This is a genomic window from Thiosulfativibrio zosterae, from assembly GCF_011398155.1.
Taxonomy (GTDB): Bacteria; Pseudomonadota; Gammaproteobacteria; order Thiomicrospirales; family Thiomicrospiraceae; genus Thiosulfativibrio; species Thiosulfativibrio zosterae.
In genome coordinates, this window is record NZ_AP021888.1 from 2,441,626 (window position 1) to 2,462,348 (window position 20,723).

15 protein-coding genes are annotated in these 20,723 nt (G+C 44.9%); 12 read left to right on the plus strand and 3 right to left on the minus strand.

Annotated features, from left to right (window positions below; all coding sequences use genetic code 11):
* Nucleotides 1–295 precede the first annotated feature (295 nt).
* The 8 genes from THMIRH_RS11190 to mtnN all read left to right on the plus strand — a co-directional run bounded on the left by THMIRH_RS11190 (nucleotide 296) and on the right by mtnN (nucleotide 7,807).
* The gene (locus THMIRH_RS11190; RefSeq protein WP_173292170.1) at nucleotides 296–3,064 is read left to right on the plus strand and encodes an AAA family ATPase; all 2,769 of its coding nucleotides are present in this window, start codon (nucleotides 296–298) and stop codon (nucleotides 3,062–3,064) included.
* A 9-nt stretch (nucleotides 3,065–3,073) separates the two neighbouring features.
* On the plus strand, nucleotides 3,074–3,586 hold the full coding sequence (locus THMIRH_RS11195) for a hypothetical protein (protein ID WP_173292171.1): 513 nt from the start codon (nucleotides 3,074–3,076) through the stop codon (nucleotides 3,584–3,586).
* A gap of 61 nt (nucleotides 3,587–3,647) precedes the next feature.
* Nucleotides 3,648–4,220 (plus strand): hypothetical protein, encoded by a 573-nt coding sequence (locus THMIRH_RS11200; protein WP_173292172.1) that lies wholly within the window; start codon nucleotides 3,648–3,650, stop codon nucleotides 4,218–4,220.
* Nucleotides 4,217–5,536 carry a hypothetical protein gene (locus THMIRH_RS11205; protein ID WP_173292173.1) on the plus strand — a complete coding sequence of 440 codons (1,320 nt, stop codon included), beginning with the start codon at nucleotides 4,217–4,219 and terminating at the stop codon, nucleotides 5,534–5,536. Before THMIRH_RS11200 ends, THMIRH_RS11205 begins: the two co-directional genes overlap by 4 nt.
* Before the next feature lie 73 nt (nucleotides 5,537–5,609).
* A complete protein-coding gene (locus THMIRH_RS11210; protein WP_173292174.1) occupies nucleotides 5,610–5,957 on the plus strand; it encodes a hypothetical protein in 348 nt (115 codons plus the stop codon).
* Nucleotides 5,958–6,113: 156 nt separating this feature from the next.
* A complete protein-coding gene (locus THMIRH_RS11215) occupies nucleotides 6,114–6,566 on the plus strand; it encodes a hypothetical protein (RefSeq protein ID WP_173292175.1) in 453 nt (150 codons plus the stop codon).
* A gap of 9 nt (nucleotides 6,567–6,575) precedes the next feature.
* Nucleotides 6,576–7,106 (plus strand): S-ribosylhomocysteine lyase, encoded by a 531-nt coding sequence (luxS, locus tag THMIRH_RS11220; RefSeq protein ID WP_173292176.1) that lies wholly within the window; start codon nucleotides 6,576–6,578, stop codon nucleotides 7,104–7,106.
* Nucleotides 7,103–7,807, plus strand: a complete 705-nt coding sequence (mtnN, locus tag THMIRH_RS11225; RefSeq protein ID WP_173292177.1) for a 5'-methylthioadenosine/S-adenosylhomocysteine nucleosidase — start codon at nucleotides 7,103–7,105, stop codon at nucleotides 7,805–7,807. The genes luxS and mtnN overlap by 4 nt, the downstream gene beginning before the upstream one ends.
* Nucleotides 7,808–8,512: 705 nt before the next feature.
* Here the strand turns inward: mtnN and THMIRH_RS11230 are convergent.
* Together THMIRH_RS11230 and THMIRH_RS11235 are read right to left on the minus strand one after the other, a co-directional pair.
* Nucleotides 8,513–11,410 (minus strand): methyl-accepting chemotaxis protein, encoded by a 2,898-nt coding sequence (locus THMIRH_RS11230; RefSeq protein WP_173292178.1) that lies wholly within the window; start codon nucleotides 11,408–11,410, stop codon nucleotides 8,513–8,515.
* Nucleotides 11,411–11,745: 335 nt separating this feature from the next.
* On the minus strand, nucleotides 11,746–13,254 hold the full coding sequence (locus THMIRH_RS11235) for a diguanylate cyclase domain-containing protein (protein ID WP_173292179.1): 1,509 nt from the start codon (nucleotides 13,252–13,254) through the stop codon (nucleotides 11,746–11,748).
* A 267-nt stretch (nucleotides 13,255–13,521) separates the two neighbouring features.
* Between THMIRH_RS11235 and THMIRH_RS11240 the strand changes: the two genes are divergently transcribed.
* From THMIRH_RS11240 to THMIRH_RS11255, 4 genes are read left to right on the plus strand one after another with little or no spacing between them, the layout of a single operon-like run.
* The gene (locus tag THMIRH_RS11240) at nucleotides 13,522–14,430 is read left to right on the plus strand and encodes a sulfurtransferase (protein ID WP_173292180.1); all 909 of its coding nucleotides are present in this window, start codon (nucleotides 13,522–13,524) and stop codon (nucleotides 14,428–14,430) included.
* Between the two features lie 26 nt (nucleotides 14,431–14,456).
* On the plus strand, nucleotides 14,457–16,442 hold the full coding sequence (locus THMIRH_RS11245) for a putative bifunctional diguanylate cyclase/phosphodiesterase (RefSeq protein ID WP_173292181.1): 1,986 nt from the start codon (nucleotides 14,457–14,459) through the stop codon (nucleotides 16,440–16,442).
* Nucleotides 16,442–17,728, plus strand: coding sequence for a CAP domain-containing protein (locus THMIRH_RS11250; protein ID WP_173292182.1), 1,287 nt, complete (start codon nucleotides 16,442–16,444; stop codon nucleotides 17,726–17,728). The genes THMIRH_RS11245 and THMIRH_RS11250 overlap by 1 nt, the downstream gene beginning before the upstream one ends.
* Entirely contained in the window at nucleotides 17,729–19,804 is a 2,076-nt protein-coding gene (locus THMIRH_RS11255) for a tRNA(Met) cytidine acetyltransferase TmcA domain-containing protein (protein ID WP_173292183.1), read from the plus strand.
* Here the strand turns inward: THMIRH_RS11255 and purU are convergent.
* Entirely contained in the window at nucleotides 19,801–20,658 is an 858-nt protein-coding gene (gene purU, locus THMIRH_RS11260; RefSeq protein WP_173292184.1) for a formyltetrahydrofolate deformylase, read from the minus strand. The genes THMIRH_RS11255 and purU overlap by 4 nt on opposite strands.
* Nucleotides 20,659–20,723: the final 65 nt, after the last annotated feature.

Consider the following 20,723-nt stretch of genomic DNA (forward strand, 5'->3'; position numbering starts at 1 on the left):
CAAGGTAACTTCCCTAAAAATCATTAAAAGACCAATCGTCATTCTAGCACTTGTCGTAAGGTTGTTTGATTAGAAAAATTTTATCAATTCATTCGTATTTATTCGGTAAGTATCCTTTTCAAAAAACTCAATGCTTCTTAAGACGCTGCTTTTAAAGGTTAACAAACCTAAAAACTTCCACAGCGCAACACAATTCCTTTTGTACCTTTCATAAATTATTTCTATCAAGTTACATCTATTTATCCCTACTCTAAGTGCTAGAATCCCTAATTATTTAATTCTGGAAACCTCTCCAATGCGCAAGTTGCTGCTCACAGCCAAGTGGTTCGCTCAACAAAACCAAGCCTCTGAAATTCAAATCTCTCATTTAAAACAAGCGCTCAGCCAACTTGATATCATTGATCACAAAGCCTCTGAAAAACTCCAAACCTTGTTTAAAGCGCAACAAGTCACCTGGCCAGAGCCAGCAACCTCACCAGAACAACCTGATTTAGATGCCGTTGCCAGCCAACCGAGAATCCCTTATCAAGATGCTGTCCACCAAATGGTTTTGCAACTCGAAGCCTTAGGATTTGGGCTTTCAAAGGTCATCAGTGAGCAACGCACCGCTGCACCTCAAGCAGGCAAGCACTTGCAAGCCCTGACTGAAGTAGCCGAAGTTAAAGCCCTGCTCAGCAGCAAAGTCTTTGACCAAGAAATGGCGGTAGAAGCCATTTCAGATGCGGTGATGCAAATGAGCTGGCAAGGCATCGCCAATCGACCTAGAGCCAGTTTTTTCTTTCTAGGGCCGCCTGCCACAGGTAAAACCTATCTTGCCCAACTGCTCGGGCAAGGTTTACAAGGTTATGCCTTTAAAGCGTTTGATATGACGCAATATGTGTCAGAAGAAGAAGGCTTTGGACTCACAGGCTTGCGCAAAGGTTACGCCAATGCGGGTGTAGGCACTTTAACCGAGTTTGTCAAACACAACCCCAAAAGCATTTTGGTGTTTGATGAGGTAGAAAAAACGCATACTCGCGTGCAATCGAGTTTATTGCGTCTGTTCTCAGAAGGTTTTCTGCAAGACGCTTTTTCCAATGAAGATATCGATTTTCGCCAAACCTTAGTCATTTTCACCTCTAATTTGGGCTCGGAACTTTATAGTAATAAAACCTTTGTCAGTCAGTTACAACAGCAACCCCATCAAGCCCGTGAAACGCTATTAGAAGTTATTCGCCGTGAAAAGAAAGTTGAGAAGGGTCACGAGGTCAATGCCATCTCGCCTGAAATGTTGTCGCGTATTTCACAGGGTAGCATTATTCTGTTTAACCGTTTGAGCCTAGCAGGTTTAACACGCATTGCCGAAAACCAAGTCAAACAAGACATTCAGCGTTTTGAAAAGGCAATGGGACTAGCGCTAAAAAACCCACAAAGCCTAGCTTTAGCGCAGATGGTGGTCTTGTCCTTTGCGCCTAGCTTTGATGTTCGCGCGCTGAAAGCTCGCACGGCGGATTTAATCATCGACCCGATCACCGATTATCTGCTCGACAATCCTGGCATTGAATTGACTCAACTCGCTATTGGTTTAGACAGTGATGTATTAGCCTTTTTAGAGACCCATCAACCCCTTGATAGCTTGATTAAACAACTCACCCACAAGCACCAGCGCTTGAGCACAACCTTTGAAATACAACAGTCAGGCAAGCAACTGCATTTGGTTTTTAAGCATCCGCAGATAGAAAAACTGTCGCGCGGTGATGACTATGGCGATGCTTCTGGTATTCAAGTGGCACTGCCAGAAGTGAGTTTTGTCGATATTGCGGGCCATGATGTGATTAAGCGCCGTTTAAAAGAAGTGATTGACCAAATCCACCAAACCGAAAAACTCAAATCCTTAGGCGTAAGTTTGCCTAAGGGTATGTTGCTGTACGGCCCACCTGGCACCGGTAAAACCCTATTAGCAAAAGCGTTTTCAAATGAAGCGGGTTTGCCCTTTATTGCTTGCTCGGGCAACGACCTGCTGAGCGAAGGGTTTATCAAAAAACTCTTTAGCCGTGCGCGCGAATATGCCCCTGCCTTGATTTTTATAGATGAAATAGATGCCTTGCCCAAACGCGGTAAAGCGGGCGCCTATGCTGATGCGTTGGTGAATCGTTTACTGGTAGAGCTCGATGGCTTTAGCAAAAATGGCGATGATATTTTTGTGATGGCGGCGACGAATCGTAAAGACAAAATCGACAGTGCCATTGTGCGTTCGGGGCGTATAGATTTGCATTTAGAAGTGCCGCACTTAGATAAGGGTGCGCGCCGCTGGTTCTTGGAAAAGTTTTTGAACCATCCTAACTTTGCGCCCGACATCAATATCGATCGTTTACTGACTTTTACAGCCGGTTTATCCGGTGCGGATATGCAAAAAATTCACCGTGAATCGGTGCTGGAATCGATTCGCCAAAACATTGATATTATTCCTGAAAGTTTGGTGCTAGAACAAATCAACACCCTTAAATATGGCCAACCACTCAGCTTGGCAGAAAGTGATCAGCGTCTCAAAGAAACGGCTTATCACGAAGCAGGTCATGCGGTGATTTCGATGGTTTTGTTACCAGAACGCAAAATTGAACAACTCACCGTCGTGCCTAGAAGCAATGCTTTAGGCATGGTTTCGTTTGATGTGGAAGAAGCCGTCGACTACCACAAAGATTATCTCTTTAACCTAACCTGTGTTGCCTTAGCCGGACGGGTTGCGCAAGTCAAAGCCACAGGGCCCAAAGGGCTTGACTCTGGCGCATCTGGCGACCTAAGACAAGCCATGCGTTATGCTTATTTAGCCATCGCTGAATGGGGCATGAGTGATGCGTTGCCCAACATAAGTCCTGCGGCGCTGCGACAGCAAACTCAGCAAGATTGGTTTGTGCAAGAAACTGAGGCGCAAATTCGCCAATGGATGGCCGATGCCACCCTGAAAACCCAATCCTTGGTTGAACAATATATGCCCGCAATCGAAGCCATTACCCAAGATGTGTTGCAAAAAGAAATTTTAGATGCAGCGCAACTACAAACCCACCTTTCCAACTCAGCTCACTAAGGAGCCCCTATGTCCATAGAACAAAGCCTTATCAAATCTTACTTAGACGAAATTGGTGTTAATTACCACGAAAAAGACGAAGACACCATTGTGTTTCCTTATACAGGTGATGAAGATTCAAAAATCATGGTGGTTTGCCGCATTATGGAAGACGGTGAATACTTTAAAATGCACACCATTAAACACCTAGACGACCTGATGGACAATGTGGCTGATGATAAGAAAAATGCCCTTAAAGATTGGATGCTCTATGAAAACTATAAAACCAAAACTGGTTCTTGGGAATATGATCCATCGGATAACGACATCCACTTTTCTGTGGAATACCCCATTGAAGATGGCTCTTTAACCATGAAGCAATTCACGCGTGGTTTTGCCGTTGTGATTAAGTCTGCAGACAAAATCCCAGAAATGAAAAAAATCTTGGGCTTAGTCTCAGGTGAAGTGGACGAAAAAGAACGCAAACGCCAAGAGTTATTGCGTCAATTACAAGAATTAGAAAGTGGCTCTGGCAGCATCTAATCATTAAGATTTACCCTCTAAAACCTTTGCTTGCAAAGGTTTTTTTGTTCAGGAGAACCCCATGGCAATTTCACTCGCCGATGTTCAGGCGCATATGGACGGCTTAAGCTGGAAATACAAAAGTAACCCAAAAGATGGTTCTAAAACCGATGGACACTTGGTCACCGGTTTTCCCACCGAAACCTATCAAGACAAAGATGGTGACAACTATTTAAGTATTGCCATTGCAGTCGATGAAAATGGCGAGCGCATTCGCTTTATGACCCCAGCCCTTTATAACTGCAAACATCCGCAATATCGCAAAGCCTTTTTTGAAGTGGCCATGAGCAAAGCCTTGTCACTCAAACTGTGTCATTTTGATTATGACCACAGCGATGGTGAAATACGCATGATCAATGAAATTCCCATTGAAGACGGAAGCTTTACCGCCAAGCAACTCGAACGGATAATTCGTGCCATGGTGCGTCTTGCCGATAATAACCACGAAGATTTATATGCCGCCATCACCACGGGTGCGTTGCCGATGTTAGATTACAAAACCGACATCGCTCATGAAGTCAGCCAAATGAGCACCGATGATCAACTGGAACTGCTTGTTGAAATCAAGAAACGCCGCCGAGGAGCCCAATCATGAGCCGCGCAACTAAACAAACTTCTCAAACGACCCAACAGGGTGGGGAATTTCTGCGCTTTAAAAAAGGCATTTGGCAGTTTGTTATTTTATCGAGCATTTTGTTTTCAGGCGCGACCGCACTTTTTCTAACGGTGCCCGGCTTAGAAGCAACGGTTGGATTTGAGCGCTGGGGTGATCTTGCCGACAGTTTTAACCTTATCTTAGGATTACCCATTGCCTTTGCTGGTGCTTATGTCGCCATCATTATTGCGCAACGCGCCACCGACATTGCAGAGCGCCAGCAAACACAAGATAACTTTAACTACTATCAAGGGCTGCACGAAGAAGTCATCGACAACTACTTTGCCATCGCCAAAGCCACCTCACGCTTAGTGTCGGCTTCGAATCGTTTTGAAGAAACTTTTAATGGTGTTTTACAACAGCACACCCAAAACAAATATCGCGTCATCAGCTTTTTAGACGATGAACAACTGCAAAAATTCATTGCCAAACTGCTCGACAAAAATGTGGATGGTTTAACCGACCGCCTTGAAAACCATTACGAACAAGTTAAAGAAGCCATTCTGGATTTCACCGAAACGCTCGATGAAGCCTTTAAACACGCCATCGTTAACGAAACTTGGTTGCTCTCCAATGAAGATAAGGCAAAACACTCTTTGGTGCTGAAAGCCTTGCTCAATGAAGGCCTTATGGGACAAGACAATCACCCAACCAACTTTGCTAACTGGCTAATTAATGCCAAAGACGACATCTTAGAACGCCTAGATTTACAAGTCACCAATGCCCAAAACGACACCCACCCTCTGCTGCCCTATTGTTATTATTTGGCAAAGTTAAACGATCTAGATAACCAACAGTGGCAACTCAAAGAAGCGCACAAAGAAGTGTTACTGGCGGGTTACTTTTTACTGGTGCGCCCTCGCGAAAACCAAAAGGGCTTTTTTAACCTAGGGTGCTTATTGTTATTGGATTTATTAAATGCCATGCCCAGTTCACAGCATGTGGCTTTGGCTTTTGCACAACGCCGTGCGCAAATGCTGCAAATTCAGGACAATACCCAAACCTCTACCGGCCTGAGCCAAGCGCAACATGAGTTCACTCAACTGGATGATAAAACCAAACAACTGTTTATTCGCTTGGCAGAAAATGTTCAATTAGGCCATTATGCGCCGCGCATTCGCCGTGCTTATGACTGGTTAAACAGTCACATTGACCAAACCGCTTTGCCCTTTTTGGATATCCAACTCGAACTGCACAGCAAAGCCAGTGACTATGAAGATACCCTCAGCTTAAAACTCGAGAAATCTGAAAATTAAATCCCACGCGAAGTCATTTTATTTAAGGCCATTTTGGCTATAATAAATACTTAGTCGTGTGGGAATCAGCATTATGGCAGGTCGTACTTTTAACACTGAAAAAGAACAGCAATTCATCGGAATGTTGATGAAAATGCCGATGGCAGATCGCCAAAAAGAGTTATTAAAATGTGACCTTAACTCCCTTGCTAAAGCCATGAAGGACTATTCAAACCCGCAAATCGAAGCCTTTGCCTTAGCGCTACCGCGTCACTTGCGAGCTGAGTTTGCCAAGACCGTTAAAATGCACAAGGGCGAAATCCCTTTCCCTAAAAAGAAAGTGGTGCGCCGCACCATTCAAAAACATCACTATGCGCAAGCGGTGGTTGCAGTGGCTGTGATTATTATTCTGATTTTTTATCTCGATTGGTTTATGCCCTAAAAGCTTAAAACTCGCCCTAAAAACCTCTAAAAATAACCAGGTCTGGTTGTTTTTAAGCCTAAAACTACGGCAATTAACCCTTAAAAACCTTTAGCTTTACTCGGTTTTGTTGAGCGTTTGGCTTATAATGCATTTTTATTTTAAGAACCTATCCCTATGAAACAGCGACTCTCTTTTGGACTCATGACCTTACTGCTGGGCAGTTTTGTGTTTTTATCGGGTTGTTTTGCGCCAGACCAGCCGTCTGATGAACAAATTCAAAGCCAAGCCAAAGCTTTTTATAACCAGCTACAACCCAGCTTATTTGAAGCGGTTAGCATTGAAAAAACCAATGGCTATAAGCAAAACGACACCCATTATGTCGCAGAACTGACGCTAATTGTGCGCGCCAAACAAAGTTTAGAAAGCTATATTAATTCCATCACCCATGACCCAAGCCTTTCCCCCTTAGAGAAGATGACCAGCGGGATGCAGGCAGGTTTAATGAAATTGTCGATGGCCGATTTTGACGAAAACGACACCTTTGAATACCACAAAAATTACCTATTTATTAAAACCGACAAGGGTTGGCTCTTAAAGAAAGACCTAACCGACGACCATAACCCCTAGGAGTAAACCATGCCCTTATTAGACAGCTTTACCGTTGACCACAAAATTATGAACGCCCCAGCGGTGCGCGTTGCCAAAACCATGACCACGCCGAGTGGTGACACCATCACGGTTTTTGATTTACGCTTTAACAAACCCAATGAATCGATGATGGGCGAAAAAGGGATTCATACCCTAGAGCATCTATTTGCTGGCTTTATCCGTAACCACCTAAATGCCAAAGATGTCGAAATCATTGATGTTTCACCGATGGGATGTCGCACAGGCTTTTACATGAGCTTAATTGGCACACCTGATGAAAAGCGTGTGGGCGATGCTTGGATGGCGGCAATGCACGATGTCTTAAAGGTAGAAAAAATGGAAGAGATTCCAGAGTTAAACGAATACCAGTGCGGCACCTACCAAATGCACTCGCTTGAAGAAGCCAAAGAAATTGCCCAAGACATTATCAATAAAGGCATAGGCGTTAATAAAAATGCAGACATCGCTTTAAGCAAAGAAATTTTGGCAGAACTTGGCAATGATGTGAGCGTGCTATGAAGATAGCGATTATAGGTGCTATGGAAGAGGAAGTCGCTCTTCTGCGCAGTCACATCAGCAATCCAAAAGTCGAAACGCACGCTAAATTTGAATATACCGCCGGGCAAATTGGCGCGCTTGAAGTGGTTTTATTACGCTCAGGCATCGGCAAGGTGAATGCCGCGGTCAGTACAGCTTTATTGCTTGACCGCTATCAACCCGACTATGTGATTAACACCGGCACAGCCGGTGGTTTTCACGCCGATTTAAATGTCGGTGACATCGTCATCAGTCAAAGTGTGTGCCATCACGATGTGGATGTCACGCCTTTTGGTTATGAGCACGGGCAAGTACCAGGGTCTCCAGCGTGTTTTTTACCAGATGCAGGCCTGGTTAAAATTGCCCAAGAATCCATAGAAGCCTTACAAGAAGTGGCCCATATGCACGGTTTAATTGCCACGGGTGATCGTTTTATGTACGACCCTGCCGATGTGCAAACCACTCGGGATAAGTTCCCCAGCATGATTGCTTGTGAGATGGAAGCGGCAGCCATAGCGCAAACTTGCCATTCAATGGATGTGCCATTTGTGATTATCCGCTCTTTATCGGATATTGCGGGTAAAGAAAATGCCGTGACCTTTGAGCAATACCTAGAGCAAGCAGCCACCCATTCGGCTAAGTTGATTTTAGAAATGCTCAAACGCATTTCGCTAAACGCTTAGTCTTGTCTGATAAAGCATCTGAAGGCTAACGCCTTCGCCCCTTTTCATATCAAAAATCATGGGGCGCAGGCTTTAGCCTGCTTTCACCTTAAATCAAAAAACCTTTTGCGATTCTTTTATTAAGGTCGCTTTTGTAATTTGCATATCTAAATTAGGTTTTGTGCCTAGCGCCCTTGTTACTTTTTGGGTCCCCAAAAAGTAACCAAAAAGTCGACCCTCTCATCATTTCTATGCCCCTAAACTCAGGACTGGAAAGTGGCGAACTCGCTTCGCTCAAACAGCGCCACTTTTTCTCCAGTCCTTTCGTTAAGGGGCATCACGAAATGATTCAAAGGGGAGCTTTAGGCATTCTGACAAAGCAGTTTGCTCTAACAGAAGAAAACCCCAATCCCCCTTGAAGACAATTCGTAAGCCCTCTTAGTGAAGGCGCCAGATAAACAGCTGCGCATGTTTGAGCGAAGCGAGTTCGCAGCTGTCTGGCGACAAGCTTAGAGGGCTAGAATTGGCTGAGTGGGGTCGCCTTTTTTGGTGACTTTTTTGGCGAAGCAAAAAAGTTACATGGGCGCAGGTCAATAATTTGTTTCAGGAATACTAAGTGCAAAAGCGACCTTAAAATAAACCAGAATGATTAGAAGGCTAAAGCCTTCGCCCCTTTAATATGCTTTGCTTGGGGCGCAGGCTTTAGCCTGCTTTCCCATTACACCTTTAAAAATCAGACCACTCATCACTATTATTTTGCACTGGCTTGGCAGGTTTTGGCGCGGCTAAGGCTGGCGCTTTTTCTGGCTTTTTAGCTGCCGATGCGGCGGCTGGGCTAGGTAAAGGCTTGGCACTTGCGGGTGCTTTTGACGCCTGCACTTTTTTAGAAGGTTTGGGTCTTTCATAATGTGCGGTATGCGCTTGCCCCGTTTTAAAATAAGACATGGTTTGTTTTAGGGTATGCGCCTCATGATTCAAACTTTCTGCGGCGGCACTGGTTTCTTCTACCAACGCGGCGTTTTGCTGGGTTACCGAGTCGATTTGCGAAATCGCTTGATGCACCTGACGAACCCCCTCTGCTTGTTCAGCAGAAGCCTTGGCGATTTGCATAATCATCAGGCTTACTTGGTCTGTCATGGTGTTAATTTCTGAGAGCATTTCACCCGATTGCGAAGCCAAAACAGAACCCTGTGCAATGCGTTCGGCCGTTTGACTGATGAGCAATTTAATGTCTTTAGCCGCATCGGCCGATTTTTGGGCTAGGTTGCGCACTTCGCCAGCCACCACGGCAAATCCGCGACCATGTTCACCCGCTCTAGCCGCTTCTACTGCGGCATTCAAAGCCAATAAATTGGTTTGGAAAGCGATGCCATCAATCAAATTGACAATGTCTGTAATGCGGTTACTGGAGTCTTCAATGGCACTCATGGCGGTAATGGTTTGCTGCATTAAAGAAACACCATTATGTGTTTTGTTTTTAACATCTTCTGCCATACTAGAGGCTTGTTGAGCATTTTCGCTGTTACTGGCGACTTGCGAGCTCATTTCATCCATCGTTGCCGATGTTTGCTCTAAAGCCGCCGCTTGCTCTTGCACACGCTGACTTAAATCACCTGAACCTTGCGAGACTTCAGCCGAAGCACCGCTCACCACATCTGATGTATCTATTGCAATATTGACCACTTCTTTAACTTTAACCGATGAGTAATTGATGGCATTTTTTAAATCATGCATTTGGCCTTTAAAAGTTCCGGCAGGCAATTCCATGGTTAAATCGCCCGCCGCTTGCGCCGCAACCACTTGGCTGATGGCTCCTATGGCATAACCGAGTGAATCCATCGCATCGTTAAAGTTATCTTTCATGGTAGCCAATGCACCCAAAGCATCTGCTTCTACGCGAGAGTTGAAGTCACCTTGTTGTAAGAAATGCATTGATTTATTAATGTCTTCCACAACATCATTTAAAGCGGTTAAGGCTTGCTTGGCATTCTTGAGAATAACGCCATATTCTCCTGGCGCGCGCGTATTGACTTCAACATCAAAGCGACCTTGTGCAAGGGATTCCATAGCCCCAAGAATTTCGGTCATGACAATTTGGATATTGTCTGCAGAAGCGTTGACGGAGTTTTTAAGCTCGGCTAAATCACCTTGCATATCACTGGTGATTTTCACCGAAAAATTACCTTGTGCCACTGCGCCAATGCTGTGATTCACTTCGGTCAGGGCAACATCAATACTCGACAACATCACATTTAAAGACTCACTGGCTTTGCCGATTTCATCTTGTGAAACCACCTCAACACGCTCTTTAAAGTTAAAACTGCGCCCAACTTGTGTCATTTTGTCAGCCAAGGCAATAATCGGTTTTGCCATTCTCAGTGCAAAGGCATAAGCCGCCAAACCAATGATGATTGCGCCCAATAGCCCAATAATGAGCACCAGCATTTGCATTTGGTGACTGGAAGCAAAGGCTTCTGCCACATCAATCTCAACCAATAAGCCCCAAGAATTGCCACCCAACATAATGGGGGTGTAAGCCGACACCACAGGGTTGCCATTGTAATCAATAATTTCATCTAAACCAGTTTTGCCGGCCAACACCGCTTGTGCGGCTTGAGTATCCACCATGCCTTTTTGAGGGTTTCTAAAAGACGCAACCACCGTGTGGTTTTCTGGGTCTAAGTAAGAATCGGAGCGCATTAATTTGTCGCTACCAATCAAATAACTTTCGCCGGTTTCTCCCATGCCCGATCTTTGCGACATGACCTGAGTAATGGTGTCCAGAGGCATTTGGAAAATAAGCGTTCCTACGCGCTGACCCTTTTCAAAAATGGGGGTTGATGCAAATCCAGCGGGTGCGTCGTAAGAAGGTGTGTAAAGTGCCATATCGGTAAAATACGCTTGTCCATCATCCAAACGCAGGGCTTTGCGATAGGCTTCTGCCAAACCGGTGTTTTTCCAGGGGCCACTGGTTAAAGAAGTGGCAAAGTCTAGTTCTTTAAACACGGTGTAAACCACCTTGCCATCATTGTTCACTAAAAAGATGTCGTATAAACCAAACTTTTGCAAAAACTCATTAAACCACGCATGGTATTGATTGTAGCTTTGCGCATACAGCGACGAACCGGGCATTTGTACAAGATTGTTTTTGCTACCCAATGGCTCAGGGTTTTGGGCAATGAGCGCGGCTTGCATCATGATGGCCTGAGGCGATAATTGATTGAAGAAGGAGTCTATATCCAGTTTTTGATTATTTTGTTCTTGATATTGCTTACCAAACTGATTTTGCCAATACCCTAAGATAGCGGCTTTGCTGTCGGCCAGGTCACGATCAGTGAATTGATTATCGTCTTTAAAACGCTCCATGCCCTCACCAAATTGAGCTAAGGCCATTTGAGTATTCGGGTTTTTGGCAACCGTGGTGAGTTGATTTTCAAGAGTCGAAAAATAACGCTCAATTGAAGCTTTTTTGATGTCCCTCACGGCTTCTAGCTTTTGCTTAACACTGTCGTTCAAAGCCTGACTGGAATTCACCAGGCTTATCACACTGATCAGCGCAAAGGGTAATAAACCGGCTGCTAAAAGTGACAAGATTAATTTTTGTTTTAAGCTAAGCGTGGACATTTAAACATCTCCTAATTGAGATAGGTTTGGTAAAGATTGTTTTTTGATTGTTTTATTACCTGTGGCACTTCATCGAATAACAGAAAGCTAAGGCCAAAAAACGAAAGCAATAAAAGCAACAAAAGCCATAAATGGCTGACAACCCTCCCTTAATCGCCGTTGATTAGAGGAGAGAACTAGAAAAGGCACATAAATTTTAGAATGTTGAAATATATACTACAGCACTACAAAGCTTAGACACAATAAAAGTTTTCTATTCGGGACACATAAAATTTATCACCCAACAAAAACTAATTACAAATGCGTAATCCTTGTAAAATCAAGGCGAATAAGCCTTATAAAGAGAAGATTTTACTGAAATTTTCAACGGCAACTGGTTGCGCCCATAGGTCACCCTGACCGATAAGACACCCCATCTCGACCAATTGTTTGACCTGAGATTTTGCCTCAATACCCGGGCAAATCAAACAAATATCTAAAGCCTTACTCATCTGCACAAACGCCTTTAAACACTTCTGCCCCGAGGCGGTTTTTAACTGTTTTTTTAACCAGGCCTGGTCAAATTTAAGCTCTTGCACCGGTAAATCCGCCAACAAAGTCATATCAACCGCTAAAGCACCTAAACCTGATAGCGTAAGTTGATAGCCCAAGTCAGCCAGTTTTTGAAGCATCTCGATGCTATTGTGCTCTTGACTTGTCACTGACTCTAAAGAAAACTCTAGTTGCACTTGTGACTGAGTCACGCCATAAAAGGCCATGCGCGTGGCTAACAGCGTTTCAAATGAGGGTTCTTGCCATAAAACAGGCAACACAGCAATGGTCACCACCAAATCCTGTTGGGCGACTGACCAGCGTTGACTGTAATACAATCCGCTATCCAACAGCCACAAAGCCAACGGCAAGGCAGCAGTCTGTTTGTTAAGCGGATTTTGCCATGCGGCAAAATCGTTACTCGGCAAAGGCGCATCTTGCCAGTTTAAATATAAACTGGCGCCCACCAGGCGGTTTTGCTTTAAATCCATCTGAGGGTTGGCTTGAATGCCAAACGAACCCTGCGCCATGGCGACTTCAAACAAGGTTGCAATATTGGCTTGTTGAGAGGCTGAGTCTGAAAGGATTGGCTCAAAAAAACGAAAGGTTTTCTTACCCTCACTTTTTGAGATATATAAGGCTTGGTCGGCTTTTTCTATCAGCTCGGTGGTGGTTTTGGCATCCCTCGGAAAACGCGCAATACCAATACTACTAGAGGTAATCACCGCTTGACGATTGATACAATAAGGACGCGCAATTTCATAAATAATACGCTCACAAACTCGTTCGATGATTTCAACGCTATCGGTATCCGTGAGCAAAGCAACAAACTCATCGCCCCCTAAACGGCTCACAATATCGCCTTCTCGCACTGAAGACAAAAGTCGAGCGCTCACATGGCGCAGCAACTCGTCCCCTATGCCGTGACCCAAGTTATCATTGACGCCTTTAAAACCATCCAAGTCTAAAAACAACAAGGAAAATGGGTGCTGAAATTCGTCATGACGCCGCACCAACTGGTCAAGGGTTTCTTGTAAGTGGGCACGGTTCGGTAAATGGGTTAGGGCATCAAAATGCGCTTTGCGATAGAGTTCGGCAGTGCGGCTTTGCACTTGCGCTTCGATGAGATCACTGACATCGTGCGCTTGTGAAAAACGGTTTTGTAATTTGTTAAACAGCGTTTTCAGGTTAAATTTGGGTTGCCGACGATTGCGCTGAATTTCTGCTTGGCGAAACTTTTCAACGGCTGAAAGTGTTGGGCGCTCCGAGCGCTCAGCAACCGTAGCGGTTTCTGTTTTTGCGAGTTCAATCATCTTGTGGCTCCTTTAACCCAGGCTATTTTTAAAATATGGGTCAAAACTGTTAAAGATTTTTTATGGCTTGCCGTTACATTAAGCAATTTTGTTAAAAACGAACAAAGCAAACTCAGTGCCAAGCAGCAAGCCACCTTTTTTTGCTAAACACGCCCTACACCCCAAAATTCTCTGCCAATCATGATTAAGGGCAACTTATAACCCTTGCGCTTATTGAAACTCTCAGCAAAACTCGCTATATTGAAATTCCATGCTTTGGAGAAGCCCATGAACCAAAAACTGTTAGACCTTTTGAGTCGTAACTCACTGATTTTTGTCATCAGTCTGAGCTTTGCTCTCTTAAGCATGAGTGCCACTCAAGCCGCAGAATCTGAATTGCGCATTTCCCCCCAGGCTTTGCAAAAACAGCTAGACCAGTTTGTTATTTTAGACGCTCGGCCCGCCAGCGATTACCTAGTCAGCCATATACCAGGTGCATTAAACTTTCCGGTTGCAGACACCTATGCCCATAAAGCCACGAATGGCAAAATCATCGAACCCCAAGCCATGCAAGCCAAGCTCAGAAGTTTGGGGATTAGCGTCAATCAACCGGTGGTGGTCTATGACCAAGGCCAATTATTAGATGCGGCGCGCTTGTTTTGGGCATTAGAAGTTTACGGACTCAATCAGGTTAAATTATTAAACCAAGGGTTTGCCGGTTGGCAAAAAGCACAATTGGCCACCGATGCCACCTTGCCAAAGGTAACGCCTAGTGATTATGTGACCAACATTCAATCAAACCGCTTGGCCACACGATTTACCACCCTATTAGCCAGCAAAAACCCCAACCAAATTATTATTGATGCCCGCCCAGAAGACGCCTATTTAGGCAAGGTATCTTCGGCCAAACGCTATGGTCACATTTTAAGTGCCATCAATATTCCAGCGTCGCACAATCTGACCCAGGATAATGACTTGTCTAATTTGCAATCCTTAGCAGAATTAAAGTCACTTTACCAAGCCATTCCGCACACCAGCAAAGTGATTATTTATTGTGCAATCGGCAGAATTTCGTCCACTAACTATTTGGCTTTGCGAGAATTGGGCTATGATGTTGCCAACTACGATGCGTCTTGGAATGAATGGGGCAATGACGACCTTTTACCCATTACCAGCTATGCCAACCTGGCGCCTTAACTTACAAAGAATTTGAGAACTCAATCATGTGGAACTCACTTAGCATACGCACCCAATTATCACTCCTGATTTCTGGCATGCTTTTGGTGGTTACTTCGGTCACCCTACTACAAGCCAGTTGGTTAGATACTAAAGAACGCCAAGTGTTGGCGGTTGAAATGTCGCATGCACTCAATAAAGCCATGAGCCAGGATATGCTCAAAGCCATGCTGCTTAATGAGTCGGATTTACTATCTGACTTATCGTTTCGTTTTTCACAATTTGACTCGCTCGACGATGTGCTTTTGACCAATACCGAAGGCCAAAAAATATTTGAATTTAACCGTAAACAGCATAAGTACGACCATTTAATCAAAGCAGCGACCAGCCAACCGCAATTTGAAGGCGAAGACCTCTATGTTAAATTACCGCTAGAAGCCGACGGTCATCTGTTTGGCAATGTGACCTATGTGATCGACATGCAAAGCATCACCACTCAACTCAATGAACACTTCACCACCCTGGCGATTATTTTTCCGATAGAAATCATCTTGGGTTTGATTCTCGCCACTTGGATCGGCCACCACCAAACTCAGCCATTCAAAAAACTGGCCTTAGCGATGGTTGAAAGTGACCCTACGGTAAAAGCGGCCACGCCTTTAATGACGCGCGCTAAAAACGAGATTAAAGCCCTGTTTGATGGCTACAATCAAATGATGTCGCAAATTTATCAAGCCACCCAAAAAATGCGTTATCAAGCTGAACGCGATCAACTTACCGGCTTGTATAATCGCTACTTTATGGAATCTGAAATTCGCCAAGCCCTTAAAAGTGAAGCCGATATGCCCTTTGTGCTGATGGGCATAGACCTTGACCAATTTAAGTTGATTAACGATTCCGCCGGACATGTGGCGGGCGACGAGCTGCTTAAGATGATTGCCTTACAAGCACAAAACACCCTGCCCAAAAATGCGTTGATGGCCAGGCTGGGTGGCGATGACTTTTTTATTTTGCTGAAAAACACCACCGAAGCCGATGCTTTAAGTTTTGCCAAACAAAAGCTAGAGCAGCTCAAAGATTTCCGTTTTTCATGGGAAAATAGAACCTATTCTGTTTCCGCCTGTATCGGAATGGTGGCCTTTAAGCCTAATCAATACACCCCCGAAGAACTGACCAAAGCCATCGACAATGCTTTTTATACTGCAAAATCTCAAGGCAGAAATAAACTTCATGTCTATCAACCTAACGACAATCAAACACAACGCTTTAACCAAGAAGTCATTACCGCTGGTTTTATAAAAGAAGCCTTGGCCGAAGGTCCTGCGCGCTTTGAATTATTTGCCCAAGCCATCGTACATTTACAAAAAGAAACCGACTTGGTGAGCTATGAAATTTTATTGCGCCTCTGGGATTCGCAAGGTCACTTTGTGGCGCCAGATAACTTTTTACCCACCGCCGAACGCTATCAAATGATGGCTGAAATCGATGGGTTTGTCCTCTGGCAATACCTAACTCAGGCCACACAAAACCCCAGCCACATTCAAAAATTAGAAACCGTTCATATCAATCTGGCCGGCTCATCACTCAACAACAGCGACTTTCAAGCTAAGGTTAAACAGGCTATTATTCACTTTAATTTTCCGTGGCAAAAGCTGGAACTGGAAATCACCGAAACCTCTGCTGTCGGCAACTTTAGCCAAGCCCAGGCGTTTATTGCTTGGCTTAAAAATGTCGGCATCGGTTTGGCCTTAGATGATTTTGGAACAGGTATGTCGTCATTTGAATATCTCAAAAGCTTACCCTTTGATGTGGTCAAAATAGATGGCAGTTTTGTCAAAGACATGCATAAAGACCCATCCGATAAGGCGGTCATTCGTTATATTCACGAAATCAGCGAACTGCGCGGCCAAAAAACCGTTGCCGAATATGTAGAAACCCAAGCCGATGTGGATGTACTCACCGCCATCGGCATTACCTATGGTCAAGGCTACTTCTTAGGCAAACCCAAACCCTTAACCGATTGGCTGGTTTAATGAAGCGCACCCTGCTTAAAGGCTTATTTTTAAGCCTTTTTTTGCTCACGATTAACCCGGCTTTATCGGCAACCCAAAGCAGATCAACGACGGGCACTTTTGAAGATGCCGAAGGCGCAAAATCGGCTTTCAATTATGTCAATCATCTGCGCCAAGAGCTCAAACTAGCGCCTCTAGCTTGGAACCCTCAGTTGCAAACCAGCGCCCAAAGCCACGCTTATTACGAAGTTCTCAATGACCAACAAGGTCACCAACAAGCCCCAAATATGCGTGCCTTTGCAGGCAAAACCCCCAATGATAGAGCCTTTGCGGTGGGTTATCGTAGCCAAGTGTCTGAAGTGATTAGCTACAACGCCGCGCATCCCCAAAAGTACATCGACGACCTTATGTCGGCCATTTACCACCGCTTGGGCTTGCTGGACATGACCAAAGATGAAATGGGTATCAGCCTGGCAGAAGATTCAAAAGGCTGGGTAAAAGGTGCCTTAGTGGCAAACCTTGGCAATCAAAACCTTAATCAAGCCTGTGGGCGAGAAAACCGTTTTGCAAATGGCACGGTGTTATATGGCGGGCTTTGCAAAAATGATGTGCGCTTGGCCAAAACCACCTTTGAGCAAATTCAAAAACAAACAGCTGCCAGTAGCCCTAAATTAATTTTCTGGCCCAAGTCTGGCGCCACGGTACCGCCAGTTTTTTATGAAGAAAGCCCAGACCCTTTGCCACAATGTAATGTGTCTGGCTATCCGGTTCACCTGCAAATCAATCCGAATTTTTGGGGGAAAATACAATTTATTCCCTCATCTTTTACCCTAACCAACTTAACCACCGGCACAGCCATCAAACCCGCCGCCATTTTTAATAATCTGACCGACCCACAACACCACGAAGCGCAAGCCACCGAAGAACGCTGGCTGGCTTTTTTTCCTGAGCAGCGTTTAAACTGGAACAGCCGTTACCAAGCGCAAGTGCAATGGCAAGAAAACGGCACTCTCAAAACCACACGCTGGGCATTTTTTACCCCAACATTGCAAAATCTCCACATTATTCAGCAAAGACAACAAACCCTGAGCGCCAAGTCAGGCGAAACGCTTTATTTTTACTTTCCCCCGAAAGGCTGCCAAGCACCACAACAAGCCAATCTGGCTGCCAAGCACACCCCTAGCCTGACTTTTGAAACCGAATTTGTCGACACCCAAACCCTTAAGGTGGTTTTAGGCAAACAAACCGGCAAGATTGTATTAACCTATCTCCCCACCCAAACCGAAGTGACCATCGAGGTTAGATAGATGCTGTCTGCGCAAGTGAAGGCGTTAAAAACCCTCAGTGAAAAACTGCTTAAGGCGCAGATTCGTGCCTGCCTATTGCTCAGTGGAGAAACTGCCTGGCAAGAAGCACTTTGCCAAGCGTTTCTGGCGCAAACGCCTCTCAAACAAGGCTTGTGGGTAGGTGAACACTCGCCTTTTACCCAAGCAAAAGCTATTCATCCCAAAGCGGCTTCCTTGCTGTTGGGACAAGAAACCGACTTTGTGATTTTTTCGGCAACCGAAGGCATCGACCCCAATACACTGGGTATTTTAAGTGGCATGATTAAAGCCGGCGGTTGGTGCATTATTTTGCTACCAGAGCACCAGGCCTGGTTAAATTTACCCAATAAATCCTGTGAAAAACACCTGTCTTTTCCGTTGAAAGCCAAAGACACCCTCAGAGGGTTTAATGCGTTTCTGTGGCAACAACTCACCCAGCATGCCATTCATTTAACCCAACACCAAGACCCTAAAGATCTAGAAGCTTGGTTTAATCAATTTCCTTTAAACCAAACCGCACCCTGTCAAACCCTACCCACTCCAGACCAACTGGCAGCGGTCAAGCTCATTCAAAAAGTCGCGCTCGGGCATCGCAAGCGTCCGTTATTAATCACCGCTGACAGAGGTCGCGGCAAATCTTCTACGTTAGGTTTGGCGGCAGTGGCCTTAATGGAAGCCGGTAAACGCCACATTACTTTAACCGCCGCTCGACCCGACCAGGTTAAAAGTGCGCTACAGATTGTAGAAGATGCCGGACTGACTGAGTTCATCACTTTTAAAGCGCCAGACGAACTCATCGCAAACCCCATCCAAACTGATCTGCTGTTAGTTGACGAAGCGGCACATTTACCACTGCCGATGTTGCAAACCCTGATACAAACCTATCACCGTTTGGTGTTGGCCAGTACCTCGCAAGGTTATGAGGGATCGGGGCGTGGCTTTGAGCTTAAACTCAGTGCCTTTTTAGACAGCGCAACGCCCGGCTGGAAACGCTTGGAATTGCACACGCCTATCCGCTGGCGAGCCGGCGACTGGCTGGAAAACACCCTTAATCAAACGCTACTCTTAACGCCCTGTAAAGCTTTCAACAGCCAAGAAAATAATGCCCCAATCGTTTATCAAACACTCAGCGTGGCAAGGCTTTTGGATAACCCGCAACAGCTGCATGAGTTATTTCAATTATTGGTATCGGCGCACTACCAAACCTCGCCAAACGATTTGATGCAACTCTTAGAAGCGCCCAATCTCACCATTTTTGCAGCCATGCAAAACGAGCACCTATTGGGTGCGCTCATTGCCATCTCAGAAGGTGACTTACCGCTACCCGACCCAAAAAAACCTAGAAGATTACAAGGTCATTTGTTTCCGCAAAAACTTTACCAACAAACGGGCAACCCAGACTGGCTAAGGTTAAAAGGATTGCGCGTAATGCGCATTGCGGTTCAAGACGCGTGGCAAAACCAACAATTAGGCAGCCACTTACTTCAACACCTAACCCCGTTTGCCAAGCAACAACAATTCGATTATGTCGCCAGTAGTTTTGGGGTGACTGCGCAGTTATTAAACTTTTGGACGCAAAACGACTTTAAAACCCTCGGATTAGGGCTTAAAAAAGACCACGCCAGCGGCACTTATTCGATTAACCTCTGTCAGCCTTTATCCCAAAGCGCCCAAGACTTGGTAAAAATCACCCAGCAAATGGTGACCCCACAATGGGTTTATTGTTTGCAAACGCATTATCAAGATTTAGAAATACCCACGCTCTTGGCGATTTTAAAAACCCTGCCTTTTAAAGCAGCGCCTTTTCCTTTAGGCTATTTGCAACAGCAACCTTATGAGAGCGTTTCTTTAGCGCTGCGAGATTGGACTTTGGGTGAGTTAGACTTTTTAAGCACTCAAGCGGATGCTCAGCTACAAACACTATTTAGCCGTAAACTGCTGCTCAATGACGCTTGGGAAAATTTGGTGACCTCACAACTGAACAGTCGTAAGCAATTAGAAGCCAAACTGCAAAACAGTTTGGCGGAATATCTAGACAAAAATAGATTAGAAAATTAAGCGTTAAACACCACGGTTTTATTGCCTAAAATCAAAACGCGGTCTTCAAGATGCGCTCTTAAACCTTTAGACAGAACATTTTTTTCAACATCTCTGCCTAAGCGTTTTAAATCTTCAACGGTTTGAGAATGACTGACACGCACCACATCCTGCTCAATGATTGGACCTGCATCGAGTTCTTCAGTCACATAATGGCAAGTCGCCCCAATCAATTTCACACCGCGCTCAAAGGCTTGATGATAAGGTTTTGCACCCACAAAGGACGGCAAGAAACTGTGATGAATGTTAATCACACGACCGGCATAATCTGCACACAAATTAGGCGGTAAAATTTGCATATAACGCGCCAAAACAATTACTTCTGCTTGATAATCGGCCACAATTTTTTCAGCCTCAGCAAAAGCTGCGGGCTTGGTATCGGGCGTGACAGGCACATAATGGAAAGGCACACCATACCATTCTGCCATAGAGCGTAAATCTTCATGGTTGGCAATCACACAGGCCACTTGTCCGGGTAAATCTTGCTCATGCCAACGGTAGAGTAAATCCGCCAAACAGTGTGATTCTTTACTGGCAAACAGAGCAATCTTTTTGGGTGACGCAGAATCGTTGACTTGCCATTGCATATTAAACTCAGTCGCTATGGCCGAAAACTGGGTTTTAAAGCCTTCTAGATCATTGCCTAAAGAACTGGCTAAAATCTCATAGCGCATGAAAAACCATTGGTTTTCAGAGTCGGTATGGTGATTGGCTTCAACAATCGAGCCGCCCAATTGGGCAATAAATCCTGACACTCTTGCCACAATACCGTTACGGTCAGGACAAGAAATGACTAAACGAAATACTCTATTCATAAAATGACACTTCTCTAGATTCAACTAAAATAAATCCTAGATATTAGCAGAAAATCTTAGTTTTG